General features: G+C 68.9%; 17 protein-coding genes. 1 reads left to right on the forward strand and 16 read right to left on the reverse strand.

Annotated elements, in window-relative coordinates; translation table 11 throughout:
• Genes carA through pyrR form a run of 4 tightly spaced genes read right to left on the reverse strand, consistent with a single transcriptional unit; the run spans position 1 to position 4193 of the window.
• On the reverse strand, positions 1 to 1224 hold the full coding sequence (gene carA, locus HCR68_RS04320; RefSeq protein ID WP_167146614.1) for a glutamine-hydrolyzing carbamoyl-phosphate synthase small subunit: 1224 nt from the start codon (positions 1222 to 1224) through the stop codon (positions 1 to 3).
• Positions 1217 to 2539, reverse strand: coding sequence for a dihydroorotase (locus tag HCR68_RS04325; protein WP_167146617.1), 1323 nt, complete (start codon positions 2537 to 2539; stop codon positions 1217 to 1219). The genes carA and HCR68_RS04325 overlap by 8 nt, the downstream gene beginning before the upstream one ends.
• A complete protein-coding gene (locus HCR68_RS04330) occupies positions 2536 to 3525 on the reverse strand; it encodes an aspartate carbamoyltransferase catalytic subunit (RefSeq protein WP_167146620.1) in 990 nt (329 codons plus the stop codon). Before HCR68_RS04330 ends, HCR68_RS04325 begins: the two co-directional genes overlap by 4 nt.
• Positions 3522 to 4193 (reverse strand): bifunctional pyr operon transcriptional regulator/uracil phosphoribosyltransferase PyrR, encoded by a 672-nt coding sequence (pyrR, locus tag HCR68_RS04335; RefSeq protein ID WP_167146623.1) that lies wholly within the window; start codon positions 4191 to 4193, stop codon positions 3522 to 3524. The genes HCR68_RS04330 and pyrR overlap by 4 nt, the downstream gene beginning before the upstream one ends.
• 390 nt (positions 4194 to 4583) lie before the next feature.
• Between pyrR and HCR68_RS04340 the strand changes: the two genes are divergently transcribed.
• Positions 4584 to 5447 (forward strand): family 16 glycosylhydrolase, encoded by an 864-nt coding sequence (locus HCR68_RS04340; protein ID WP_167146626.1) that lies wholly within the window; start codon positions 4584 to 4586, stop codon positions 5445 to 5447.
• Positions 5448 to 5486: 39 nt separating this feature from the next.
• Here the strand turns inward: HCR68_RS04340 and HCR68_RS04345 are convergent, their stop codons facing one another.
• The 12 genes from HCR68_RS04345 to rpsD all read right to left on the reverse strand — a co-directional run bounded on the left by HCR68_RS04345 (position 5487) and on the right by rpsD (position 18595).
• Positions 5487 to 6341, reverse strand: a complete 855-nt coding sequence (locus tag HCR68_RS04345; protein WP_167146629.1) for an SDR family oxidoreductase — start codon at positions 6339 to 6341, stop codon at positions 5487 to 5489.
• Entirely contained in the window at positions 6338 to 6925 is a 588-nt protein-coding gene (locus HCR68_RS04350; RefSeq protein WP_243858927.1) for a hypothetical protein, read from the reverse strand. The genes HCR68_RS04345 and HCR68_RS04350 overlap by 4 nt, the downstream gene beginning before the upstream one ends.
• A gap of 379 nt (positions 6926 to 7304) precedes the next feature.
• Positions 7305 to 7796, reverse strand: coding sequence for a transcription antitermination factor NusB (gene nusB / locus HCR68_RS04355; protein WP_167146632.1), 492 nt, complete (start codon positions 7794 to 7796; stop codon positions 7305 to 7307).
• The gene (gene efp / locus HCR68_RS04360) at positions 7796 to 8359 is read right to left on the reverse strand and encodes an elongation factor P (protein WP_167146635.1); all 564 of its coding nucleotides are present in this window, start codon (positions 8357 to 8359) and stop codon (positions 7796 to 7798) included. Before efp ends, nusB begins: the two co-directional genes overlap by 1 nt.
• 90 nt (positions 8360 to 8449) lie before the next feature.
• Entirely contained in the window at positions 8450 to 9016 is a 567-nt protein-coding gene (locus HCR68_RS04365) for a shikimate kinase (protein ID WP_167146638.1), read from the reverse strand.
• The gene (gene aroB, locus HCR68_RS04370) at positions 9013 to 10908 is read right to left on the reverse strand and encodes a 3-dehydroquinate synthase (protein WP_167146643.1); all 1896 of its coding nucleotides are present in this window, start codon (positions 10906 to 10908) and stop codon (positions 9013 to 9015) included. Before aroB ends, HCR68_RS04365 begins: the two co-directional genes overlap by 4 nt.
• An 85-nt stretch (positions 10909 to 10993) precedes the next feature.
• The gene (gene aroC, locus HCR68_RS04375; RefSeq protein WP_167146650.1) at positions 10994 to 12214 is read right to left on the reverse strand and encodes a chorismate synthase; all 1221 of its coding nucleotides are present in this window, start codon (positions 12212 to 12214) and stop codon (positions 10994 to 10996) included.
• A 108-nt stretch (positions 12215 to 12322) separates the two neighbouring features.
• Positions 12323 to 13282: a shikimate dehydrogenase gene (locus HCR68_RS04380; protein WP_279586966.1), complete on the reverse strand. Its 960-nt coding sequence runs from the start codon at positions 13280 to 13282 to the stop codon at positions 12323 to 12325.
• Positions 13275 to 14489 carry an endolytic transglycosylase MltG gene (gene mltG, locus HCR68_RS04385; RefSeq protein ID WP_167146653.1) on the reverse strand — a complete coding sequence of 405 codons (1215 nt, stop codon included), beginning with the start codon at positions 14487 to 14489 and terminating at the stop codon, positions 13275 to 13277. Before mltG ends, HCR68_RS04380 begins: the two co-directional genes overlap by 8 nt.
• Entirely contained in the window at positions 14486 to 15001 is a 516-nt protein-coding gene (gene ruvX / locus HCR68_RS04390) for a Holliday junction resolvase RuvX (RefSeq protein WP_167146737.1), read from the reverse strand. Before ruvX ends, mltG begins: the two co-directional genes overlap by 4 nt.
• Before the next feature lie 31 nt (positions 15002 to 15032).
• Positions 15033 to 17744: an alanine--tRNA ligase gene (gene alaS / locus HCR68_RS04395; protein ID WP_167146656.1), complete on the reverse strand. Its 2712-nt coding sequence runs from the start codon at positions 17742 to 17744 to the stop codon at positions 15033 to 15035.
• A gap of 227 nt (positions 17745 to 17971) precedes the next feature.
• On the reverse strand, positions 17972 to 18595 hold the full coding sequence (rpsD, locus tag HCR68_RS04400; protein WP_003782217.1) for a 30S ribosomal protein S4: 624 nt from the start codon (positions 18593 to 18595) through the stop codon (positions 17972 to 17974).
• Positions 18596 to 18820: the final 225 nt, after the last annotated feature.

Below are 18820 nucleotides of genomic sequence, written 5' to 3' on the forward strand. Positions count from 1 at the left end.
TCAGTTCGTGTCCTCGCGGTCCTGGCCCTGGCGGTGCTCCCGCATGAGGCGGATGAATCGGTCGAAGAGGTGCTCGGCGTCGTGGGGGCCGGCGGCCGCCTCGGGGTGGTACTGCACGGAGAAGGCCGGTAGGTCCAGTGCCCGCAGTCCTTCGACGACGCCGTCGTTGAGTCCCAGGTGGGAGACCTCCACCCGCCCGTAGCGGCCGTTGTCGAAGGGAGCGACGGAAGGGGCGTCGACCGGTGCGTCGACGGCGAAGCCGTGGTTGTGGGCGGTGATCTCCACCTTGCCGGTGGCGCGGTCCAGGACGGGCTGGTTGACGCCTCGGTGCCCGTAGGCGAGCTTGTAGGTGCCGTATCCCAGTGCCCGTCCCAGGAGCTGGTTGCCCAGGCAGATGCCGAAGAAGGGGATACCCGCGTCGAGCACGCCCCGGAGAAGCCCGATCTCGGCGTCGGCGGTTCCCGGGTCACCGGGGCCGTTGGAGAACAGGACCCCGTCGGGCCTGAGGGCGAGGATCTCGGAGAGAGTCGTGGACTGGGGCAGGACGTGGACGCGCACGCCGCGCTCGGCGAGCTGCCACGGGGTGCGCGACTTGATGCCCAGGTCGATGGCGGCCAGTACCGCGACCGGCTCGCTCCCCTCGGTCGGCCCGCTGGGCTCGACGACGTAGCCCGAGGGGGTTGTCACCTCGGAGGCCAGGGCGCGGCCGGTCATGGGCGGCTCGCTGCGCACGGCCTCCAGGCAGATGTCGATGCAGGCCCGGCTGGGACCACCGGGATCGGTGGCGCCGGCCGGCAGGGCCTCTCCGGAGAAGATGCCGCCGCGCATGGCGCCGGCCTCGCGCAGGTGCCGGGTCAGGGCCCGGGTGTCGACCTCGCAGAGCCCGACGATGCCGGCGCCGCGCAGGTCGTCCTCCAGCTCTCGACGGGACCGCCAGCTGGAGGCTCGCCGGGCCGGCTCGCGCACGACGTATCCGGCCACCCAGATGCGGTCGGACTCGGCGTCCTCGTCATTGACTCCGGTGTTGCCGATGTGCGGCGCGGTCTGCACCACGATCTGGCGGTGGTAGGAGGGGTCGGTGAGGGTCTCCTGGTACCCGGTCATCCCGGTGGAGAAGACGATCTCCCCGATGGTGCGTCCTTGAGCCCCGTAGCTACGGCCCCGCAGGGCCCAGCCGTCCTCCAGGACGAGGAGGGCGGCTGGGCGGTGGGTTGACTCAGGCATGGGCCGAGCCGGCAGGGGCCTCGACGGGGGCCCCGTCCAGGACGGTGGGGCGGCCGTGGAGGAAGGTGGCCATGACCTGTCCCGGCAGCTCCATGCCCGCGTAGGGGGTATTGGTGGAGCTGGTCCACTGGGTGGCGCCGTCGACGGTGCGACGTACCTGGGGGTCCACCACAGTGACGTTGGCCGGGGCACCGATCTCGAGTTCACGCCCCTGGTCGCTCAAGCGACCGATGCGGGCCGGTGCCGAGGACATGGCCCTGGCGATGTCGCGCCAGGTCATGCGACCGGTGCTCACCATCGTCTCGATCAGGATGCTCAGCGCGGTCTCCAGCCCCGTCATGCCGAAGGCGCCGGCCTGCCACTCGCAGTCCTTGTCCTCCAGCGGGTGGGGGGCGTGGTCGGTGCCGACCACGTCGATGGTGCCGTCGGCCAGGGCCTGGCGGACGGCCTCGACGTCCTCGGCCGTGCGCAGCGGCGGGTTGACCTTGTACAGGGGCGAGTAGGTGCGGGCCATCTCATCGGTCAGCAGGAGGTGGTGCGGGGTCACCTCGGCCGTGACGTTGATGCCGCGGGCCTTGGCCCAGCGGATGATGTCGACGCTGCCGGCGGTGGACAGGTGGCATACGTGCAGGCGCGAGCCGACGTGCTCGGCCAGCAGGACGTCGCGGGCGATGATCGACTCCTCGGCAACGGCCGGCCATCCGCGCAGGCCCAGCTCGGCGGAGACGACGCCCTCGTGCATCTGGGAGCCCTCGGTGAGGCGGGGGTCCTGGGCGTGCTGGGCGATGACGCCGTCGAAGGACTTGACGTACTCCAGTGCCCGGCGCATGAGGACGGGGTCGGAGACGCACTTGCCGTCGTCGGAGAAGACGCGCACCCGGGCGGCGGAGGCGGCCATGGCGCCCATGTCGGACAGGTGCTCGCCGGCCAGACCGGCGGAGACGGCGCCGACCGGCTGGACGTCAACCCAGCCGGCCTCTCGTCCCAGCCGCAGGACCTGCTCGACGACGCCGGCGCTGTCCTGGACGGGGGTGGTGTTGGCCATCGCGAAGACGGCGGTGTAGCCGCCGGCGGCTGCGGCCCGGGTACCGGTGTAGACGGTCTCGGCCGACTCCCCGCCCGGCTCACGCAGGTGGGTGTGGATGTCGACGAGCCCGGGCAGGGCGATGAGCCCGTTCAGGTCGTGGCGCACGGCGTCGGCGGGGGCCTTCGCCACGGCGTCGGGGCCGATGGCGGTGATGGTGCCGTCGGTGATGAGGATGTCGGTGGGGTCCTCACCGTAGGGGCGGACACCGGTCAGGAGGTGGGAGGTCACAGCTGGTTCCCTTCGTCAGCGAGGAGGAGGTAGAGGGCGGCCATGCGCACGGAGACGCCGTTGCCGACCTGCTCGATGATGCGCGAGCGGGGGTCGTCGGCGGCCTCGGCGGTGATCTCGAGGCCGCGGTTCATGGGGCCGGGGTGCATGACGATGGCGTGCTCCGGCATGGCCCGTCGACGGGCGGAGTTGAGGCCGTAGACGCTGGAGTACTCGGCGGGGCTGGGGAAGAAGCCGCCGCCGGCGGCGCTCATGCGCTCACGCTGGACGCGCAGCATCATGACGGCGTCGGGCCGGACCCGCTCGATCGCCTCGTCGAGGTTGTAGGAGACCTCGCAGGGCCAGTTCTCCATGCCGATGGGAAGCAGCGTCGGAGGTGCCACGAGGGTGACCTCGGCACCGAGCGCCGTCATGAGGTCCACGTTGGAGCGGGCCACCCGGGAGTGCAGGACGTCTCCGACGATGATGACGCGCGCTCCTTCCAGGTCGCGCCCCTGCGGGGCGGGGCTGCCGTCCGCGGTGTCGGGGGCACCGGGGACGTACCAGCGGCGCAGGGTCATGGCGTCCAGAAGCGCCTGGGTGGGGTGCTGGTGGGTGCCGTCACCGGCGTTGAGCACGGGCACGTTGATCCAGCCGGCGTGGGCCAGCAGGTGGGCGGCGCCGCAGGCCGAGTGGCGTACGACGACGGCGTCCGCTCCCATGGCCATGATCGTCTGGGCGGTGTCCTTGAGGGACTCCCCCTTTGAAAGCGAGGAGCCCTTGGCGGAGAAGTTGATGACGTCGGCGCTCAGGCGCTTGGCGGCCGCCTCGAAGGACAGGCGGGTGCGGGTGGAGTCCTCGAAGAAGAGGTTGACCACGGTCTTACCGCGCAGAGTGGGAAGCTTCTTGACCGCGCGGCTCTGGGTGGCGGCCATGGCCTCGGCGGTGTCCAGGACCATGACCGCCTCGTCGTGGGTCAGGTCCTTGGCGGAGAGCAGGTGCTTCATCGGGTGGCCTCCTGGTCGGTGCGCTCACTCGAACGCTCAGTGGGGACGTCTGCAGGAACGATGGTGACGGCGTCGGTGGAGGCGCCGAGCTCGGTCAGGGAGACCACGACCTTCTCAGCACGGGACGTCGGCAGGTTCTTGCCCACGTAGTCGGCCCGGATGGGCAGCTCCCGGTGACCACGGTCGACGAGGGTGGCCAGCTGCACGGCCCGGGGACGTCCGATAGCGCCCAGGGCGTCGAGGGCGGCCCGGATCGTGCGCCCGGAGTAGAGGACGTCGTCAACGAGGATGACGACCTTGCCGTCGATACCCCCTTGGGGGATCTCCGTGGGACGAGGCACGCGGATGGGGTGACGTCCCAGATCGTCTCGGTACATGGTGATGTCCAGGGTGCCGACCGGAACCCCTGCACCGGTCACCTTCGACTGCCCCGCCGGCTCGCTCTGCCGGGTCCCCTCCTTCGAGGCGACGGCGAGCGCCTCGACGAGTCTGAGCGCAAGAGGTACTCCCCCGCTGGGGATCCCCAGGACGACGACGTCCTGGGATCCGTGATTGCGTTCCAGGATCTCGTGCGCAATACGGAACAGGGATCGGGCTATCTCGGGAGGTCCGAGGATCTCCTTGCCCGAGGATGGTGCGCTGGTAGCGCCTGACAAACGTTCGGCCATTTCAGGCCTCCTTCCCCGCCTCTCCGGACGGACTTAAAGGATGTCGGTCGACCGTAAGTTTACGTCGCCGCGATGGGCTCCGCGCGACAGAACCGAAGGACTCTCCGAGACGAAGATCACGCCGGCGCAGGGTGAATCGGTCCGGTGCCTGGTGCGGATCGCAAGAGGGAGTGATCCCCATCTACAGAAGCTCCGTGAAAATGTCATACTCTTGCTCCAATGCCGCAGCGTCGTCAGACGTTGGACAGCGAGATCGTCACAATATGTCGAGAGCTTGAGAAGTGAGTGCCGGATCCGTCTGAGCCCGATTGAGAGCTGAACGATGTCGCGAGGCAGGTAAGGACCCGGGTCGCTGCCGCGTCAGCGACTTCTTCTCAAGCAAGGAATGATATGACTCTCCCTACTCGACGTTCAGTCATCGCAGGTCTTGGCGCCGGGACCGGCTTGGCCGCTGCCGGCCTGCTCTCCCACCCGCCCGCCGTCGGAGCCGAACCGGCGCACAGCTTCGGCTCCGTCATCTTCGATGAGCAGTTCTCTCAAGGACCCGATTTCTCCTCGTCCCGATGGCGGGACAACCGCTTGGAGCCCGAGTCCTGCACGAGCTACGACTGGGGGGTGTTCACGCATGACACCCACAGCGTCAGTGATGGCGTCGGGCACCTCCTGTGGCGCAAGCGCGCCACTGCGCTCAAGGGTTTCCAGAATCGCTTCGACAAGGAGGAGACCGTTCGCTACGTCGACCAGACCTTCGTCACCACGCAGGGGCTTTTCTCCTTCGTCTACGGCTCGCTGGAGACCAGGGCGCGCTTCCCTCAGTCGGATGAGGGGCTGTTCGCCGGGATCTGGTTGAGAGCGGACGACGAGAGGAACGGAGGTGAGATCGATGTGGTCGAGACCTACGGCGGCGGTAGCGCCACCGGCATCGCCGAGTCGACCGTCCACTTCGGACAGGCGGGAGGCACGGGAAGCAACCTGGGGGTCTCACCGCGGCCCGATCTCACCCAGTGGCACACCTACGGGATGGAGAGGACTCCTGAGAGGATCCTCTTCCTCTTCGACGGTCAGCCGTACCACGAGGTGCCGCGTTCGGCCTCGCAGCAGGAGTTCGATGCCTGCTTCGGTCCCGCTTCCTCGTACCACCTCTGCATGACCACGCACACCGGAAGCATTCATCGAGGACGGCTCAATCACGAGGGCTTCACTCAGGCCCAGGTGGACATCGACTACATCGTTGTCCGTGCGATGGACGGGTAGCCGGATCGATGTCCCTGGCCTCCGCCCCTGGTCGGCTCCCTACGGGCGGGGTTGGCTGAGCAGGTCGCGCAGGCTGAGGGGGTGTCTGCCGGTCAGCCGCTCGACGGCGTCCGAGACGACGTCGAGCTCACCGGTGGCGATGGCGGTGTAGGTACTCACCCACGCGTCCTTCTCCCAGTCGGGAACGTCGTAGTGGGCACGGGAGGCGTAGGCCTCCTCGACGGTCTCCTCGTGGTAGACCGTCCTCCTCCCAGTGACCTCGGTCATGATCTGCGCCGCCTCCTCCATGGTGAAGGCCTGCGGGCCGGTGAGGTCGTAGGTGGCGCCGTCATGGCGCCGATCACCGGTAGCAAGATCCTTGAGGATCGCGGCTGCGGCTGCGGCGACGTCGGCTCTCGCCACCGCCCCTACTCTCCCGCCGCCGGCGGGTCCGGTGATGGAGCCCTCGGCCCCGATCTCGATGAAGAAGTCGGTGTAGAAGGAGTCACGCAGGAAGGTGTAGCCCATCCCGGAGTCTCGCAGAGCCTCCTCGGTGTACCAGTGGGTGCGGGCGAGGGTGAAGGTTGCCTGCGGGGAGGCCCCTAGGAAAGACGTGTACACCACGTGCTTGACCCCGGCCCGCGCCGCGGCGGCGATGAAGATGCGGTGCTGCTCCAGGCGGTCCTCGGACTCGGCCGCCGAGACCATGAAGAGGAGGTCGACACCGGAGAGGGCCTGGACGGCGTCCTGCTCGTTCCCGTAGTCGGCCACGGACACGTCGCCCGCCCACGCGGGAGCCCGGGAGACGTCCCTGACCAGGAGCCGTGGGGCAAGACCGGCATCGCGCAGCTGCTCGGCTACCGCACCGCCGATCTTCCCGGTGGCGCCTGTGACGGCGATCAGAGGTGTGCTCATTGCGGTTCTCCTTCCGACGTCGAGCGTGGACTCACACTGGCGTCCAGTGCTGTGATCCTCCTGAGAAGATAGATGTACCCCACTGTCAGCAGGACCTGGACCACGGCCCAGAAGACGGTCATCGGTCCAAGAGTGCCGTTGATCAGCCGATCACTGTCGCTCTCCGCAGCCTCGATCAGGGTCGCGTACATGATCACGGTGGGGATGCCGAGCACGATGCTGGCGGCCAGCAGCGCCGATGTCGGCATCTTGGCCTCGGTCCAGCCGTCGGGCTGAGTCCTGTCGGTCTGGGAGTGCGCTTGTATGCAGGCGATGAGGGAGACGACGAAGCTGCTGATCCACCCGACGCCGACGACGATCGGGCCGAAGAAGAGGATCAGCATGGCCAGCACGATCAGACCGATGTCGTCAGGTCCCAGGTACTCGGAGGCAACGAAGAAGGTTGCGGTGACAATGAGCTGAATGATCGTGGTGATGAGCCCAACGATGCTGCCCGATACCGCGACCCGGCGGTTCGTGGTGCGTTTGCGTTCTGCGATGAGGGCCGGATCATTCCAGTTTCCCCCTGGGACCGGAACCAGCACCGGTGGCGGGTAGGGAACGTACGGGACAGGGCCGGGAACGCCCCACGGATAGCCGCCAGGTCCTGCCGGAGGCGGCTGGTTGCCTCCCAGGGGCGGTGGTCCACCGGGATAGCCCGCTCCCGGCCCTTGGGCCGGGCGGTCGACGTTGAGAGGACCGGAGCTCGGCCGTACGGGGTCCTGCGGAATATGCGCCCCGTCTGAGGACGCCGAATCCCCTTTGATGTAGGGGTAGTCACTGGGGTCATGGGGAGGTAGCTGGGTCACAGGAGGCTCCGGCATCGGCGGATGGACGTGGTCCAGGCTAGGTTACGCCGGTCGGTCGCGCCCGGATCACGGCATAGGGAGTACGCCCCATGTCGTGAGCAAGGCATCCAGGAGCTCAACGCAACGTGTCCGCGAGGTCGCCGATGCGCCCCAGGAGTCCCCCGAGGTACCGGGGGGACTCGTCCGTGGAGAGCATTCGGCTGAGCGTCATGGCCTCATCCACGGCGACGGGGGCGTCGACGTCATCGTTGTAGACGATCTCCCAGGTGGCGACTCGGGCTATGGCCCGATCGACGGCCGGCATGCGTCCCAGCGTCCAGCCCTGGGCATAGGTCTGGATCGTCTCATCGACGTCGGCCAGGTGATCGCACACGCCGTCGAGGATCTCCCGGGTGTAGGCGGGGGCCTCGGTGTGGTTCGCCGAGCTGACGGCGCGCAGCTGCGCAAAGGAGCGCAGCTCCTCGGCGTCGTGGGAGGTCAGCATCCCACGCTGGTCGGCCTCGAAGAGGATCTCGATCGCACGCCGACGCGCCTTGGTACGGGCGGTGACCGGATGACGCGATGCGGGGCTCGAGTGGGCCGAGCCCTCCTCGGGGTTCTCGGCCATCAGTCGGTGACGCGGGAGATGTAGGAGCCGGAGCGGGTGTCCACCTTCACCTTGTCACCGGTGTTGAGGAACAGCGGGACCTGGATCTCGGCACCGGTCTCAACGGTGGCGGGCTTGGTGCCGGCGCTGGAGCGGTCGCCCTGAAGACCCGGCTCGGTGTGGGAGATCGTCAGGACCACGGAGGCCGGCAGCTCGACGAATAGGACGGCGTCCTCGTGGAAGGCCACGATGACGTCCTGGTTCTCGAGCATGAAGGTGGCGGCCTCACCGACAGTGGCCGAAGGGACGTAGGTCTGCTCGTAGGACTTGACGTCCATGAAGACGTAGTCATCCCCGTCCTTGTAGAGGTACTGCATGTCGCGCCGGTCAACGGTTGCCGTCTCGACCTTGAGACCGGCGTTGAAGGTCTTGTCGACGGTCTTGCCGGACAGGACGTTCTTGATCTTGGTGCGCACGAAGGCGGGGCCCTTACCGGGCTTGACGTGCTGGAACTCCACTACCTGCCACAGCTGGCCCTCGAGGTTGAGCACCATGCCGTTCTTCAGGTCGTTCGTCGTTGCCACGAGGGTTTCCTCACTGTTGCGTTGCGTCTAGGACTCGCTGATCCTACCGCGACGTGCTGGGCTCACCCGGCCACGGGTGTGTCACGCCCGTCACGAGTGGCGGGAGAAACCGGATCTCACGGTGCGCATGATCTCGTCGCAGGCCTCCTCGGGCGTGGTCGAGGTCGTGTCGACGACGACGTCGGCCAGCTCCCGGCACCTGGTCCGGCGCTCGTGGAGCATCTGGACGAACTGGTGGTGGACGGTGCCCAGGGCCACGGACCGGGGCGCGTCCAAACCGTTTCGGGTGGCGAGCACCCGGGTGGCGCAGGTCAGCGCCACTACTCGCAGATCCCGGCCTTGGCCGAGCCGCGGGTCCGCGAGGCTCTCGCGTATCCGACGATCCCCCAGGCAGCCCGAGCCCAGGGCCACGACGCCGCCCCCGGCCGCCGCACGCTCCAGGAGCCGGAGCGCGGTATCGGCCTCGACCCGGCGGTACTCGGCCTCCGGCACCGCTACGAGCGCCAGGTCGGGGCTGGTTCCCAGCTCGTCGGCGACGCTGCGACCCAGGTCGAGAACGGGCAGGTTCTCGGCGTTTCCCAGGGCTCGCCCCACGCTGGAGCAGCCCGCTCCCGGAGGACCGATGAGAACCAGGACGCTGGGTGAGCGGGTGCTCAAGCCCCGTTCCTTCCAGCCGAGCCGGTATGAGCTGTGACGGCCTCGTGAGCCTTGAGGAGGACGTCCTCGCTGGGAGCCTGCACCCTTACGGGCCTGGCGACGTCGTCGAGCAGGACGAGACGCAGCCGACCGCCACGAACCTTCTTGTCGCTCAGCATCGCCGCCTTGAGCTCCTCCCACCGGCCGCGGCCCTCGGGGAAGGAGACGGGCAGACCGACCGCCTCGAAACTCTGACGGTGCAGCGCCAGCGCGTCGCTGCTCAGGTTGCCGCTGCGGTGGGCGACCTCGGCGGCGAAGACACAGCCCACGGCGACGGCCTCTCCGTGCCGCCAGGAGTACCCGGTGACCTTCTCGATCGCATGAGCGTAGGTGTGCCCGTAGTTGAGGATCTCCCGCAGCCCCGCCTCGGTGAGGTCCTCCCCCACGACGGCGGCCTTGACCGCGACCGAACGGGCCACCAGGTCGGCCAGGACCGGGGAGTCCCAGGCCAGGCAGTCGGCGGGCTCGGCCAGGACGCGATCGAGGATGACCGGGTCGGCGATGAGCCCGCACTTGACGACCTCGCCGAGCCCTGCCCGCAGCTCGGCGACCGGCAGGGTCGACAGCGTATCCAGGTCGGCGATCACGGCGGCCGGTGGGTGGAAGGCGCCTACCAGGTTCTTACCTGCCGGAGTGTCGATCCCCGTCTTGCCGCCGACGGCGGCGTCCACCATGGCCAGCAGGGTCGTGGGCACCTGCACCACAGGCACTCCACGCAGCCAGGTGGCGGCCGCGAAACCGGCCAGGTCCGTTGCCGCTCCGCCACCGAGACCGATCACGAGTCCGTCACGCCCCAGGCGGAAGGAACCGAGCCGCTCCCACAGGTGCTCCAGGACGCGTGCCCTCTTGGCCGCCTCGCCGTCGGGCACCTCGATCCGAAGCACACGCAATCCCTGGGAGACGAGCTGCGTCTCGATGCCGGCGGCGCGTTCTGCCAGGGCCTTGGCATGGATGAGGGCGACGCCTCCGGCGCCTGCGCCCGGAGCATCCCGGACGACACGGTCCAGGTCGGTCAGAAGCCCGTGGCCGATGAGCACATCGTAGGAGCGGTCACCGGAGACGGTGACACGTCTGGAGCCGCTGCGGGTCTCGGGTGTCCCGGACGGCCGGATGCGGCGGCGCTGGGGTGAGCCGCCGGGGGCCGTCGCCGAGGCCGTCGGACTGTCCGCCATGGGTGCCAGGACTTTGACCGCCTGGGGCGTGTGGACCCCGAGGGCCACGAGAATGAGGGCGGCGACCTGCTGGGGGCTGAGCCCGTCGGTGGGCACGGTCAGGGTCGCCACCTCGGAGTACAGCGCTGAGCGCTGCGCGTGAAGCGCCTCCATCCGTGCCAGGACGCCGTCGTGCTCACCGCGGCTCTCACCAGGGTTCTCGCCGTAGTTCTCATCATGGCTCTCACTGCGCTGCCGGGCGGCGCGCGTCTGGTCGGAGTCGGCGTCCGGTGTCATGAGGGGACGGCCTGCGCCATCGCCCACGTGCCTGGCGGCCGTGCGCGGGGAGGCCGACAGGTGGATGACGGTGTGACCGCGCAGCAGCTCGCGGTTCTCGGGGCGCAGCACTGCTCCCCCGCCCAGGGCGATGACACCCTGGGCGGCCGCCGGTGAGTCCAGGACGGCCCGCATGGCCCGGTGCTCACGGTCGCGGAAGCCCTCCTCCCCCTCTATGGAGAAGATCTCGGGGATCGTCATCCGGGCACGACGGCGGATCTCGGCATCGGTGTCGGTGACCTGGACACCCAGGGCCTGGGCCAGGAGGCGGGCCTGGGTGGTCTTGCCCGCACCGGGCAGTCCCACCAGCACCAGGGGCAGCTGGTCGTCGCGCAAGGCGATGGTCGGAACGTGCTTCCAGGTCATGATCGTGTCTCCCTCACCATTGAGCTCACCGTGGACACCAGTATCGCGCTCACCGCCCGACTCACCACTCGGTTCACCGCCGTGATCACCACTGCGTCCGCTCCGCGATGCGGGCCAGGTAGCTCTCAAGGTTGCGTCGGGCCTCAGCCACCGAGTCGCCACCGGTCTTGTCCAGGAGAAGATCGGCCAGAACCAGGGCGGTCATGGCCTGGGCGATGACGGCACCGGGCACGACGGCGCACACGTCGGAGCGCTGGTGCAGCCCGGTGGCCGCCTCACCGGTGGCCATGTCGACGGTGCGCAGGGCCCGAGGCACCGTGGAGATCGGCTTGAAGGCGGCCCGCACCCGAATCGCGGAGCCGTTCGAGATTCCGCCCTCGATGCCGCCGGCACGGTTCGTGGCCCGCGTGAGCTCCCCGGAGGCGACCGAGACGATCTCGTCGTGAGCGGCCGAGCCGCGCCTGGCCGCCTCAGCGAAGCCATCACCGATCTCGACGCCCTTGACGGCCTGAATACCCATGAGCGCGGCCGCGAGCCGGGCGTCAAGGCGGCGATCGGCCGAGACGTGGCTGCCCAGCCCCACCGGGACACCGGTGGCGACGACCTCGACGACGCCGCCCAGAGTGTCCCCGTCCTTCTTGGTGGCGTCGATCTCGGCGACCATGGCGGCGCTGGTGGCGGGATCCGTGCAGCGCACGGGGTCGTCGTCGAGACGCTCGGTGTCGTCAGCGGTGGGAGGGGGGACATCGTCGGGCAGGGCGACGGCTCCGATGCGCACGACATGGCTGACCAGCCGGATACCGGCGACCTGCTCCAGGACGGCCTCGGCCAGCGCCCCCAGCGCCACCCGGGCGGCGGTCTCACGGGCCGAGGCCCGTTCCAGAACCGGTCGCGCCTCATCCAGGTCGTACTTGAGCATGCCGGGAAGGTCCGCGTGCCCGGGCCGGGGGCGAGTCAGGGGACGGTTGCGAGCGATCTCGCGCTCGTCGCCGGTGCCTGCGTCGATGAGCAGGTCACGCGGGTCCACCGGATCGGCACTCATGACCGTGGACCACTTGGGCCACTCGGAGTTGCCGATCTGCAGCGCGATGGGGCTGCCGATGGTGCTGCCGTGGCGGATTCCGCCCAGTATCCGCAGCTCATCGCGCTCGAAGGCCTGGCGGGCGCCCCGCCCGTGCCCCAGACGACGGCGGGCCAGCGCGGCCCGGATCTCCTCGCTGGAGATCCGCACACCTGCGGGAACGCCCTCCATCACCGCGGTCAGGGCCTCGCCGTGGGACTCCCCGGCCGTCATCCATCGAAGCATGAGACAGATACTCTCACACCCTCACGGTGTCTCCGCTGCGCCGCATCGTAGATCGCCCACCCGGTGGGAGTCAGTCAGTGACGGGGACTGAGGACCCTGTCAGGACTGTCAGGGCTGAGTCGTCAGTGCTGACAGGAGCGCCGTGCGCATGGGCTCGATGTCCGGCTGCTTCCCGGTCATGAGCTGGACCTGGGGCACGGCCTGGTGCAGGAGCATGAGCCACCCCGGGGCGACGGCTCCCCCGCCGCGCGCCCAGACCTCGGCGATCTGCGTGGGCCAGGGGGCGTAGACGACGTCGAGCATGAGAGCTCCAGGCCGGGTTCCGCCCGAGCGGTCCAAGATCTCATCCAGCGGACCGGCCAGAGGGTCCGCCGCCCCTGCGGGCAGGGTGGAGACGACGACGTCGGCCACGGCCAGGCGCCGCGCCACCTCGGTGTGAGAAGCCGGGTCGGTCGGTTTCCAGGTGAGAGCCTCGACGCCCAGCCCCATGCGGTGCGCGGCACTGAGCGCCCGGCCGGGGCCGGCGTGGCGGCGTGCGGCGACGGTGATATGGCCGGCCCCGAGCTCGCCGAGCGCCGCCAGCGCCGAGCAGGCGGTGGCGCCAGACCCGAGGACCACGGCCCGGCCGACACGGGGGAGGCTGTGGGCGGCGCCTGTGATCGTCTGGCCGGCGGTCTCCCGCAGCGCACCGACGATGCCGGCGACGTCGGTGTTGAAGCCCGCCAGGAGCGCCTCCCCTGCGCCGCTGCGCTGGGCGACCACCGTGTTGACCGCTCCTACGGCCTCGGCCAGGGGATCGATGACGTCCAGGTGTGTCAGGAGAGCCTGCTTGTGGGGCATGGTCACGCTCAGGCCCGCCCAGATCGGCCCGGTCTCAGCCGGGGCGGCCAGCTCGTCGAGCAGCCCCGGCAGAGCCTCGGGTTCTGTCTCGCGGTGTTCATAGGACCAGTCGCTCAGGCCGAGCCCGGTGTAGGCGGCCCGGTGCAGAACGGGAGACAGCGAGTGGTTCACCGGCATACCGATGACGGCGGCTCGGCGGCGCAACCCTACGCCCTCCGTGTCATCCACTCTTCTTCTTTCCGCCGTTGCAGATCTCCTCGTTGTTCTTGCAGTACTCGTCGAGCTTCTTGGTGTTGGCGGCCTGCTCCTCGCTTGTGGAGGAGAACAGGGTCTCCCCGGTCTCGAGGTTGACCGTGACGAAGTAGAGCCAGCTTCCGGCCGGCGGGTTGAGAACCGCCTTGATGGCCTCCTCGCTGGGACTGCCGATCGGTCCCGGGGGGAGCCCCTGGTGCACGTAGGTGTTGTACGCGTTGTTCGCGTCCCCCAGCTCGGTGGAGCTGGGGATACCACCGAAGCGCCCCAGACCGTACTGCACCGTCGAGTCCATCTGGAGCTTGCCCTGAGTCTCTCCGTCCACCTGGGCCAGGCGGTTCTCGATGACCCGTGCCACCTGCCCGTAGTACTTGGGGTCGTTGACCTCGCGCTCGACGATGGAGGCCTTGGTCAGGACCGCCTGGTAGTCCTCCTTGGCAACCTTGAGGTCATTGAGCTGGGTCTGGGTGCGGGAGACCATCTGCTTGACCAGGTCCGTGGGGGTCGCGTTCTCGGTGACGTCGTAGGTCCCCGGAGCGAGCCAGCCCTCGACGTTGCCGCCGGCCTCGGCCGGCAGACCGATGGACGCGGTGTCGGCGTATGCCGCCTCGATCTGCTCATCGGTGAAGTTGGATACCTGCTTGAGCCGGTCCTTGACGATCTGCTTGGTGTTGCCCGCAGAGACCGTCAGGGTGTGGTCGCCCTTGGTCTCGGGATCGAGCAGCGCCTGAAGCGCGGCGTTGGCGGACATCCTCTTCTTGAGCTTGTAGGTGCCCGGCTGGATCGTGTTGCCCTTCGGATTGTTCTTCACCGCGTTGGTGAAGGCCTTACCGGAGGCGACGACGCCCTTCTCCTGAAGGATGTCGCCGATATCCAGTCCCGAGGCCCCGTCGGGGATCGTCACTGTGACCTCGCCCTCGCCGTTGCCCTGGTAGTCCTCGGCGCGGGTGGACTGAGCGGAGGCGTCTCGCATGATTCCGATGGCCTTGTAGCCCAGGACGCCGACGGCCGCGAGGATGATGACGATGACCAGGCTCGTCAGCCAGTGCCGGCGCCGCTTGCGCTGACGGCGCTCGACCTTCTCCATGCGTCGTTGCTTACGACTCTTGGGCTTCTCTGTGGCGTCACCAGCATCTTCATCGCGCTGGATGCCGAGCTCGGCGAAGAAATCGTCGTGGCTCACGCTCTGCCTCTCTTGATCGGGGGGACTCGCTCACCGGCCGGAACCCCGGACATCCGCTCGGTTGTGATGGCCTGTTCAAGGATGACGACCGCTGCCGCTTGGTCGACGATACCGCGAAAGCTCCTCTCCTTCAGACCGGCCGCGTGCAGATCCCGGTGAGCAGTGACGGTGGTGAGCCGCTCGTCGACCATCCTCACGCACACCTGCCGCGGAAGGAGACTCGCCAGGTCACCGGCCCATCTGCGGGCGTCCCTGGTCGAGCTCGAGCTGCCGCCGCCCATGTGCTTGGGCAGACCGACGATCACCTCGAAGGCACCGTGCTCCTCGACGAGGTCAACGGCCTCATCGAGATCAGCACCATAACGGTCCCGCCTGAGAGTTGCCACAGGAAACGACAGGATCGCGTCCTGATCGCAACGAGCGACACCGATACGTGCCTTTCCGACGTCGAAGGCGAGTCGCACCCCGGGACGGAACCCCGTGGGAGCCGGATTCGCTGATGACTCAGTCACGTGATCCGCTTGGGAGCAGGGGCTCACCGGATCAGGCCGTGACCTGGTCGGCGACGGCGCGCAGAGCCTCGTCCATGGCCTCGGGGTTCTGTCCGCCGCCCTGGGCCAGGTCGTCCTTGCCGCCGCCTCCGCCGCCCAGCGCCTGAGCCGCGGCGCGCACGAGTGCGCCGGCACGAATGCCCTGGTCACGAGCGCCGGCATTGGTGGCGACCACCACGACCGGGCGTGAGTTGACAACACCACCGACGGCGACCACGGCGGGCTCGGAGTCACCGAGCCGGCTGCGGACGTCGAGGGCGAGGGAGCGCACGGCGTCAGCGGATCCGATACTGCCGAGGTCGGCCGAGGCGAGCCTGACCCCGCCGACGCGCGCGGCGTCGGAGACGATACCTGCTGCACGTGCGGAAAGGGCGGCATGCTCGGCCGCGGCCAGGCGCTTCTCGGCCTCCTTGAGTCGTGTCATGAGCCCCTCGACGCGCTCGGGCAGGTCCTCGGGGCGTCCCCCGACCAAGGTGGAGAGCTGAGAGACCAGGGCGTGCTCCTTGGCCTGGTAGCCGTAGGCGCCGTCACCGACGAGAGCGTCGATACGACGCACGCCCGAGCCGATCGAGGACTCGCCCACCACCGCGATGCGGCCGATGTGCCCGGTGGTGGGTACGTGAGTCCCGGCGCACAGCTCCTTGGACCAGTCGCCGCCGATGGAGACGACCCGCACCTCCTTGCCGTACTTCTCCCCGAACAGCGCCATGGCACCCGCAGCACGGGCGGCGTCGATGTCCATGACCTCATCGGTCACGGAGAGGTCCTCGGAGAGCTTGGCGTTGACCAGCTCCTCGATGCCGGCGACCTGGTCCCCGGCCAGGGCCGAGCCGTGGCGGAAGTCGAAGCGCATGCGGGAGGGGGAGTTCTCGCTGCCGGCCTGGGTGGCGTTGTCGGAGACGATCTCGTGGAGCGCCTTGTGCACCATGTGGGTGGAGGTGTGGGCGCGCGCGATCGCCAGGCGACGGGCCGCGTCAATCTGGGCGAAGACCTTCTCCCCCACCGCGATCGTGCCCTCGGTCAGGGTGCCGCGGTGGACGTGCAGACCCTTGACGGGGGCCTGGACGTCATTGACCTCGACGGTACCTCCGTCGGCCAGGCGAATGGTGCCCTGGTCGGCGAGCTGACCGCCCATCTCGGCGTAGAAGGGGGTCCGGTCGAGGATGACCTCGACGTCGGCCGGGGCGGTGACGACGCTCTGCGGGACGCCATCGACGATGAGTCCGGTGACCGTTCCCTCGGCGGAGGAGTCGGTGTAGCCCAGGAAGGCCGAACCGCCGCCCATCTCCTTCTCCAGCTCACGGAAGACACGGATGTCGGCGTGCCCGGTCTTCTTGGCGCGTGCGTCGGCCCGGGCGCGCTCCTTCTGCTCGTTCATGAGGCTGCGGAAGGCGCTCTCATCGACGTCGACCCCCTGCTCGGCCGCCATCTCCAGGGTGAGGTCGATGGGGAAGCCGTAGGTGTCGTGCAGCTCGAAGGCGCTCCTGCCGGACACCAGCGGGCGCCCGGTTTTTCCTGCGTCCTTCTTGGCCGAGGCCACCGCGGTGTCCAGGATCGTGGTGCCGGCGGCCAGGGTGCGCCTGAAGGCGTCCTCCTCGCCGTAGGCGACCTCCGAGATGGTGCTCCAGCCGGACTCGAGCTCGGGGTAGGAGGCCTTCATCGCGTCCTTGGAGGCGGTCAGCAGGGTGGGCATGGTCGCCTCGTCGACGCCGAGCAGGCGCATGGAGCGGACAGCCCGTCGGATGAGCCGGCGCAGGACGTAACCGCGCCCGTCGTTGCCGGGTCGTACACCGTCGGAGATGAGCATGAGGGCCGAGCGCACGTGGTCGGCCACGATCCTCATGCGCACGTCGTCGTGATAGGCGTCCCCGGCCTGGGGACCGGCGGTGCCTCGGCCGTAGCTCTTGCCGGAGAGCTCCTCGGCGACCTTGATGACGGGGAAGACCTCATCGATCTCATACATGTTGGGCTTGTCCTGCATGATGAAGGCGAGGCGCTCCAGGCCGGCACCGGTGTCGATGGCCGTCTGGTCGAGCTTGCCCAGGAGCTCGAAGTCGTGTCCCTTGCCCTCTCCACGAAGGAACTCGTCGAAGACCAGGTTCCAGATCTCCAGGAAGCGGTCGCCCTGGGTGTCGACGGCGGGGCCGCCGTCGGGACCGTAGGCGTGGCCGCGGTCGTAGTGGATCTCGCAGCAGGAGCCGGCCGGTCCGGGCTGGCCGGTCGACCAGGAGATGTCCTTGAAGGGGAGCAGCTGGATGCGTTCGGCGGGGACACCGATCTCCCGGGTCCAGTAGTCGAAGGAGACCTTGTCCTCCTCCCAGATCGTCATCCACAGCCGGTCCCCGTCCAGACCGTAGCCGCCCTGATCGCGGTTGCCGGTCAGCAGGCCCCAGGCGTAGGAGATGGCCCCCTCCTTGAAGTAGTCGCCGAAGGAGAAGTTGCCGTTCATCTGGAAGAAGGTGCCGTGGCGCGTGGTGACGCCGACGTTGTCGATGTCATTGGTACGGATGCACTTCTGCACCGAGGCCGCCCGGGGCCAGGGGGCCTCCTCCGTACCCAGGATGTAGGGGATGAAGGGCACCATGCCCGCCACGGTGAACAGGATGGAGGGCTCGGGCGACACCAGGGAGACCGAGGGCCGGATCTCGTGCTCGTTCGCGGCGAAGTAGTCCAGCCAGCGGCTGCGGATCTCGGATGTGCGCATGGGGTCCTCATCCTGTTCGAGGTGAGTCCGGGCACTCGGCGCTCGGGCCGTGTGCCGGGACGTGTGGACGGTGTGGTGTGGTTGACCGGCCCGCCTGGTGGCCGGCGGATCCAGGTGGCCGTGGGCCGGAGCCGATCGGGTTGCTCCCTGGTGAGCGTACTCCCACGCCGGGGCGCCCCGAACCTCTCATGGGTCCGGGGCGCCCCGGCGTCAGGTAAGCGTGGGCGTCAGCGCGAGTAGTACTCGACGACCATCTGGACGTCACAGGTCACGGGGACCTCGTCGCGCTTGGGGCGGCGCACCAGCGTGGCTGAGAGCTTCTCGAGGTCCACGTTGAGGTAGTCCGGGACGGGGGGAAGCACGTCGCGGTGGGCGCCGGCGGCGGCGACCTGGAAGGGGACCATCACCTGGGAGCGGGGACGCACCTGGATGGTCTGGCCCGGCTTGACGCGGTAGGAGGGGCGGTCCACGACCTTGCCGTCGACGAGGATGTGGCGGTGGACCACGTCCTGGCGGGCCTGGGCGATGGTGCGGGCGATCCCGGAGCGCAGGACGAGGGCGTCCAGGCGCATCTCGAGCAGCTCGACGAGGGACTCACCGGTCAGGCCCTGGCCGCGACGGGCCTCCTCGAAGACGCGCTGAAGCTGGGCCTCGCGGATGCCGTACTGGGCGCGCAGGCGCTGCTTCTCCTTGAGGCGCACGGCGTAGTCGGACTCGGTGCGGCGGCGGGCGCGGCCGTGCTCACCGGGGCCGTAGGGACGGCGCTCGAAGTAGCGCACGGCCTTGGGGGTCAGCGGAATGCCGAGGGCGCGAGACAGACGCACCTGACGGCGGGAGCGCGAAGAGCTCATGTGTTTCTTTCCTGTCGGATTGGTGGTCGCACGCCGTGGGCTGGTGCCGACGGCGCGGGGTCAGCCGCGGTTCGGGCCGGGACCCCAGGAGGTCCGCATCGGCGTGGAGCGGTGGCACCAGCAGGCGGCGCCGATCGTCTCCGATGTGGACAACTCGAGAACTCTAGCGTGCTCACCGGTCAAAACCCATGCCGGAACCGCCCGGTGTGAGACGGTCCTCAGTGG

The organism is Actinomyces sp. ZJ308 (assembly GCF_011752065.1).
GTDB lineage: Bacteria > Actinomycetota > Actinomycetes > Actinomycetales > Actinomycetaceae > Actinomyces.

Bases quoted from the DNA above. Each gene is read 5' to 3' on its own strand.
- carA (WP_167146614.1), bottom strand. From the start codon at position 1,224: ATGCCTGAGTCAACCCACCGCCCAGCCGCCCTCCTCGTCCTGGAGGAC.
- HCR68_RS04330 (WP_167146620.1), bottom strand. From the start codon at position 3,525: ATGAAGCACCTGCTCTCCGCCAAGGACCTGACCCACGACGAGGCGGTC.
- pyrR (WP_167146623.1), bottom strand. From the start codon at position 4,193: ATGGCCGAACGTTTGTCAGGCGCTACCAGCGCACCATCCTCGGGCAAG.
- HCR68_RS04340 (WP_167146626.1), top strand. From the start codon at position 4,584: ATGACTCTCCCTACTCGACGTTCAGTCATCGCAGGTCTTGGCGCCGGG.
- HCR68_RS04345 (WP_167146629.1), bottom strand. From the start codon at position 6,341: ATGAGCACACCTCTGATCGCCGTCACAGGCGCCACCGGGAAGATCGGC.
- nusB (WP_167146632.1), bottom strand. From the start codon at position 7,796: ATGGCCGAGAACCCCGAGGAGGGCTCGGCCCACTCGAGCCCCGCATCG.
- aroB (WP_167146643.1), bottom strand. From the start codon at position 10,908: ATGACCTGGAAGCACGTTCCGACCATCGCCTTGCGCGACGACCAGCTG.
- aroC (WP_167146650.1), bottom strand. From the start codon at position 12,214: ATGCTTCGATGGATGACGGCCGGGGAGTCCCACGGCGAGGCCCTGACC.
- alaS (WP_167146656.1), bottom strand. From the start codon at position 17,744: ATGCGCACATCCGAGATCCGCAGCCGCTGGCTGGACTACTTCGCCGCG.
- rpsD (WP_003782217.1), bottom strand. From the start codon at position 18,595: ATGAGCTCTTCGCGCTCCCGCCGTCAGGTGCGTCTGTCTCGCGCCCTC.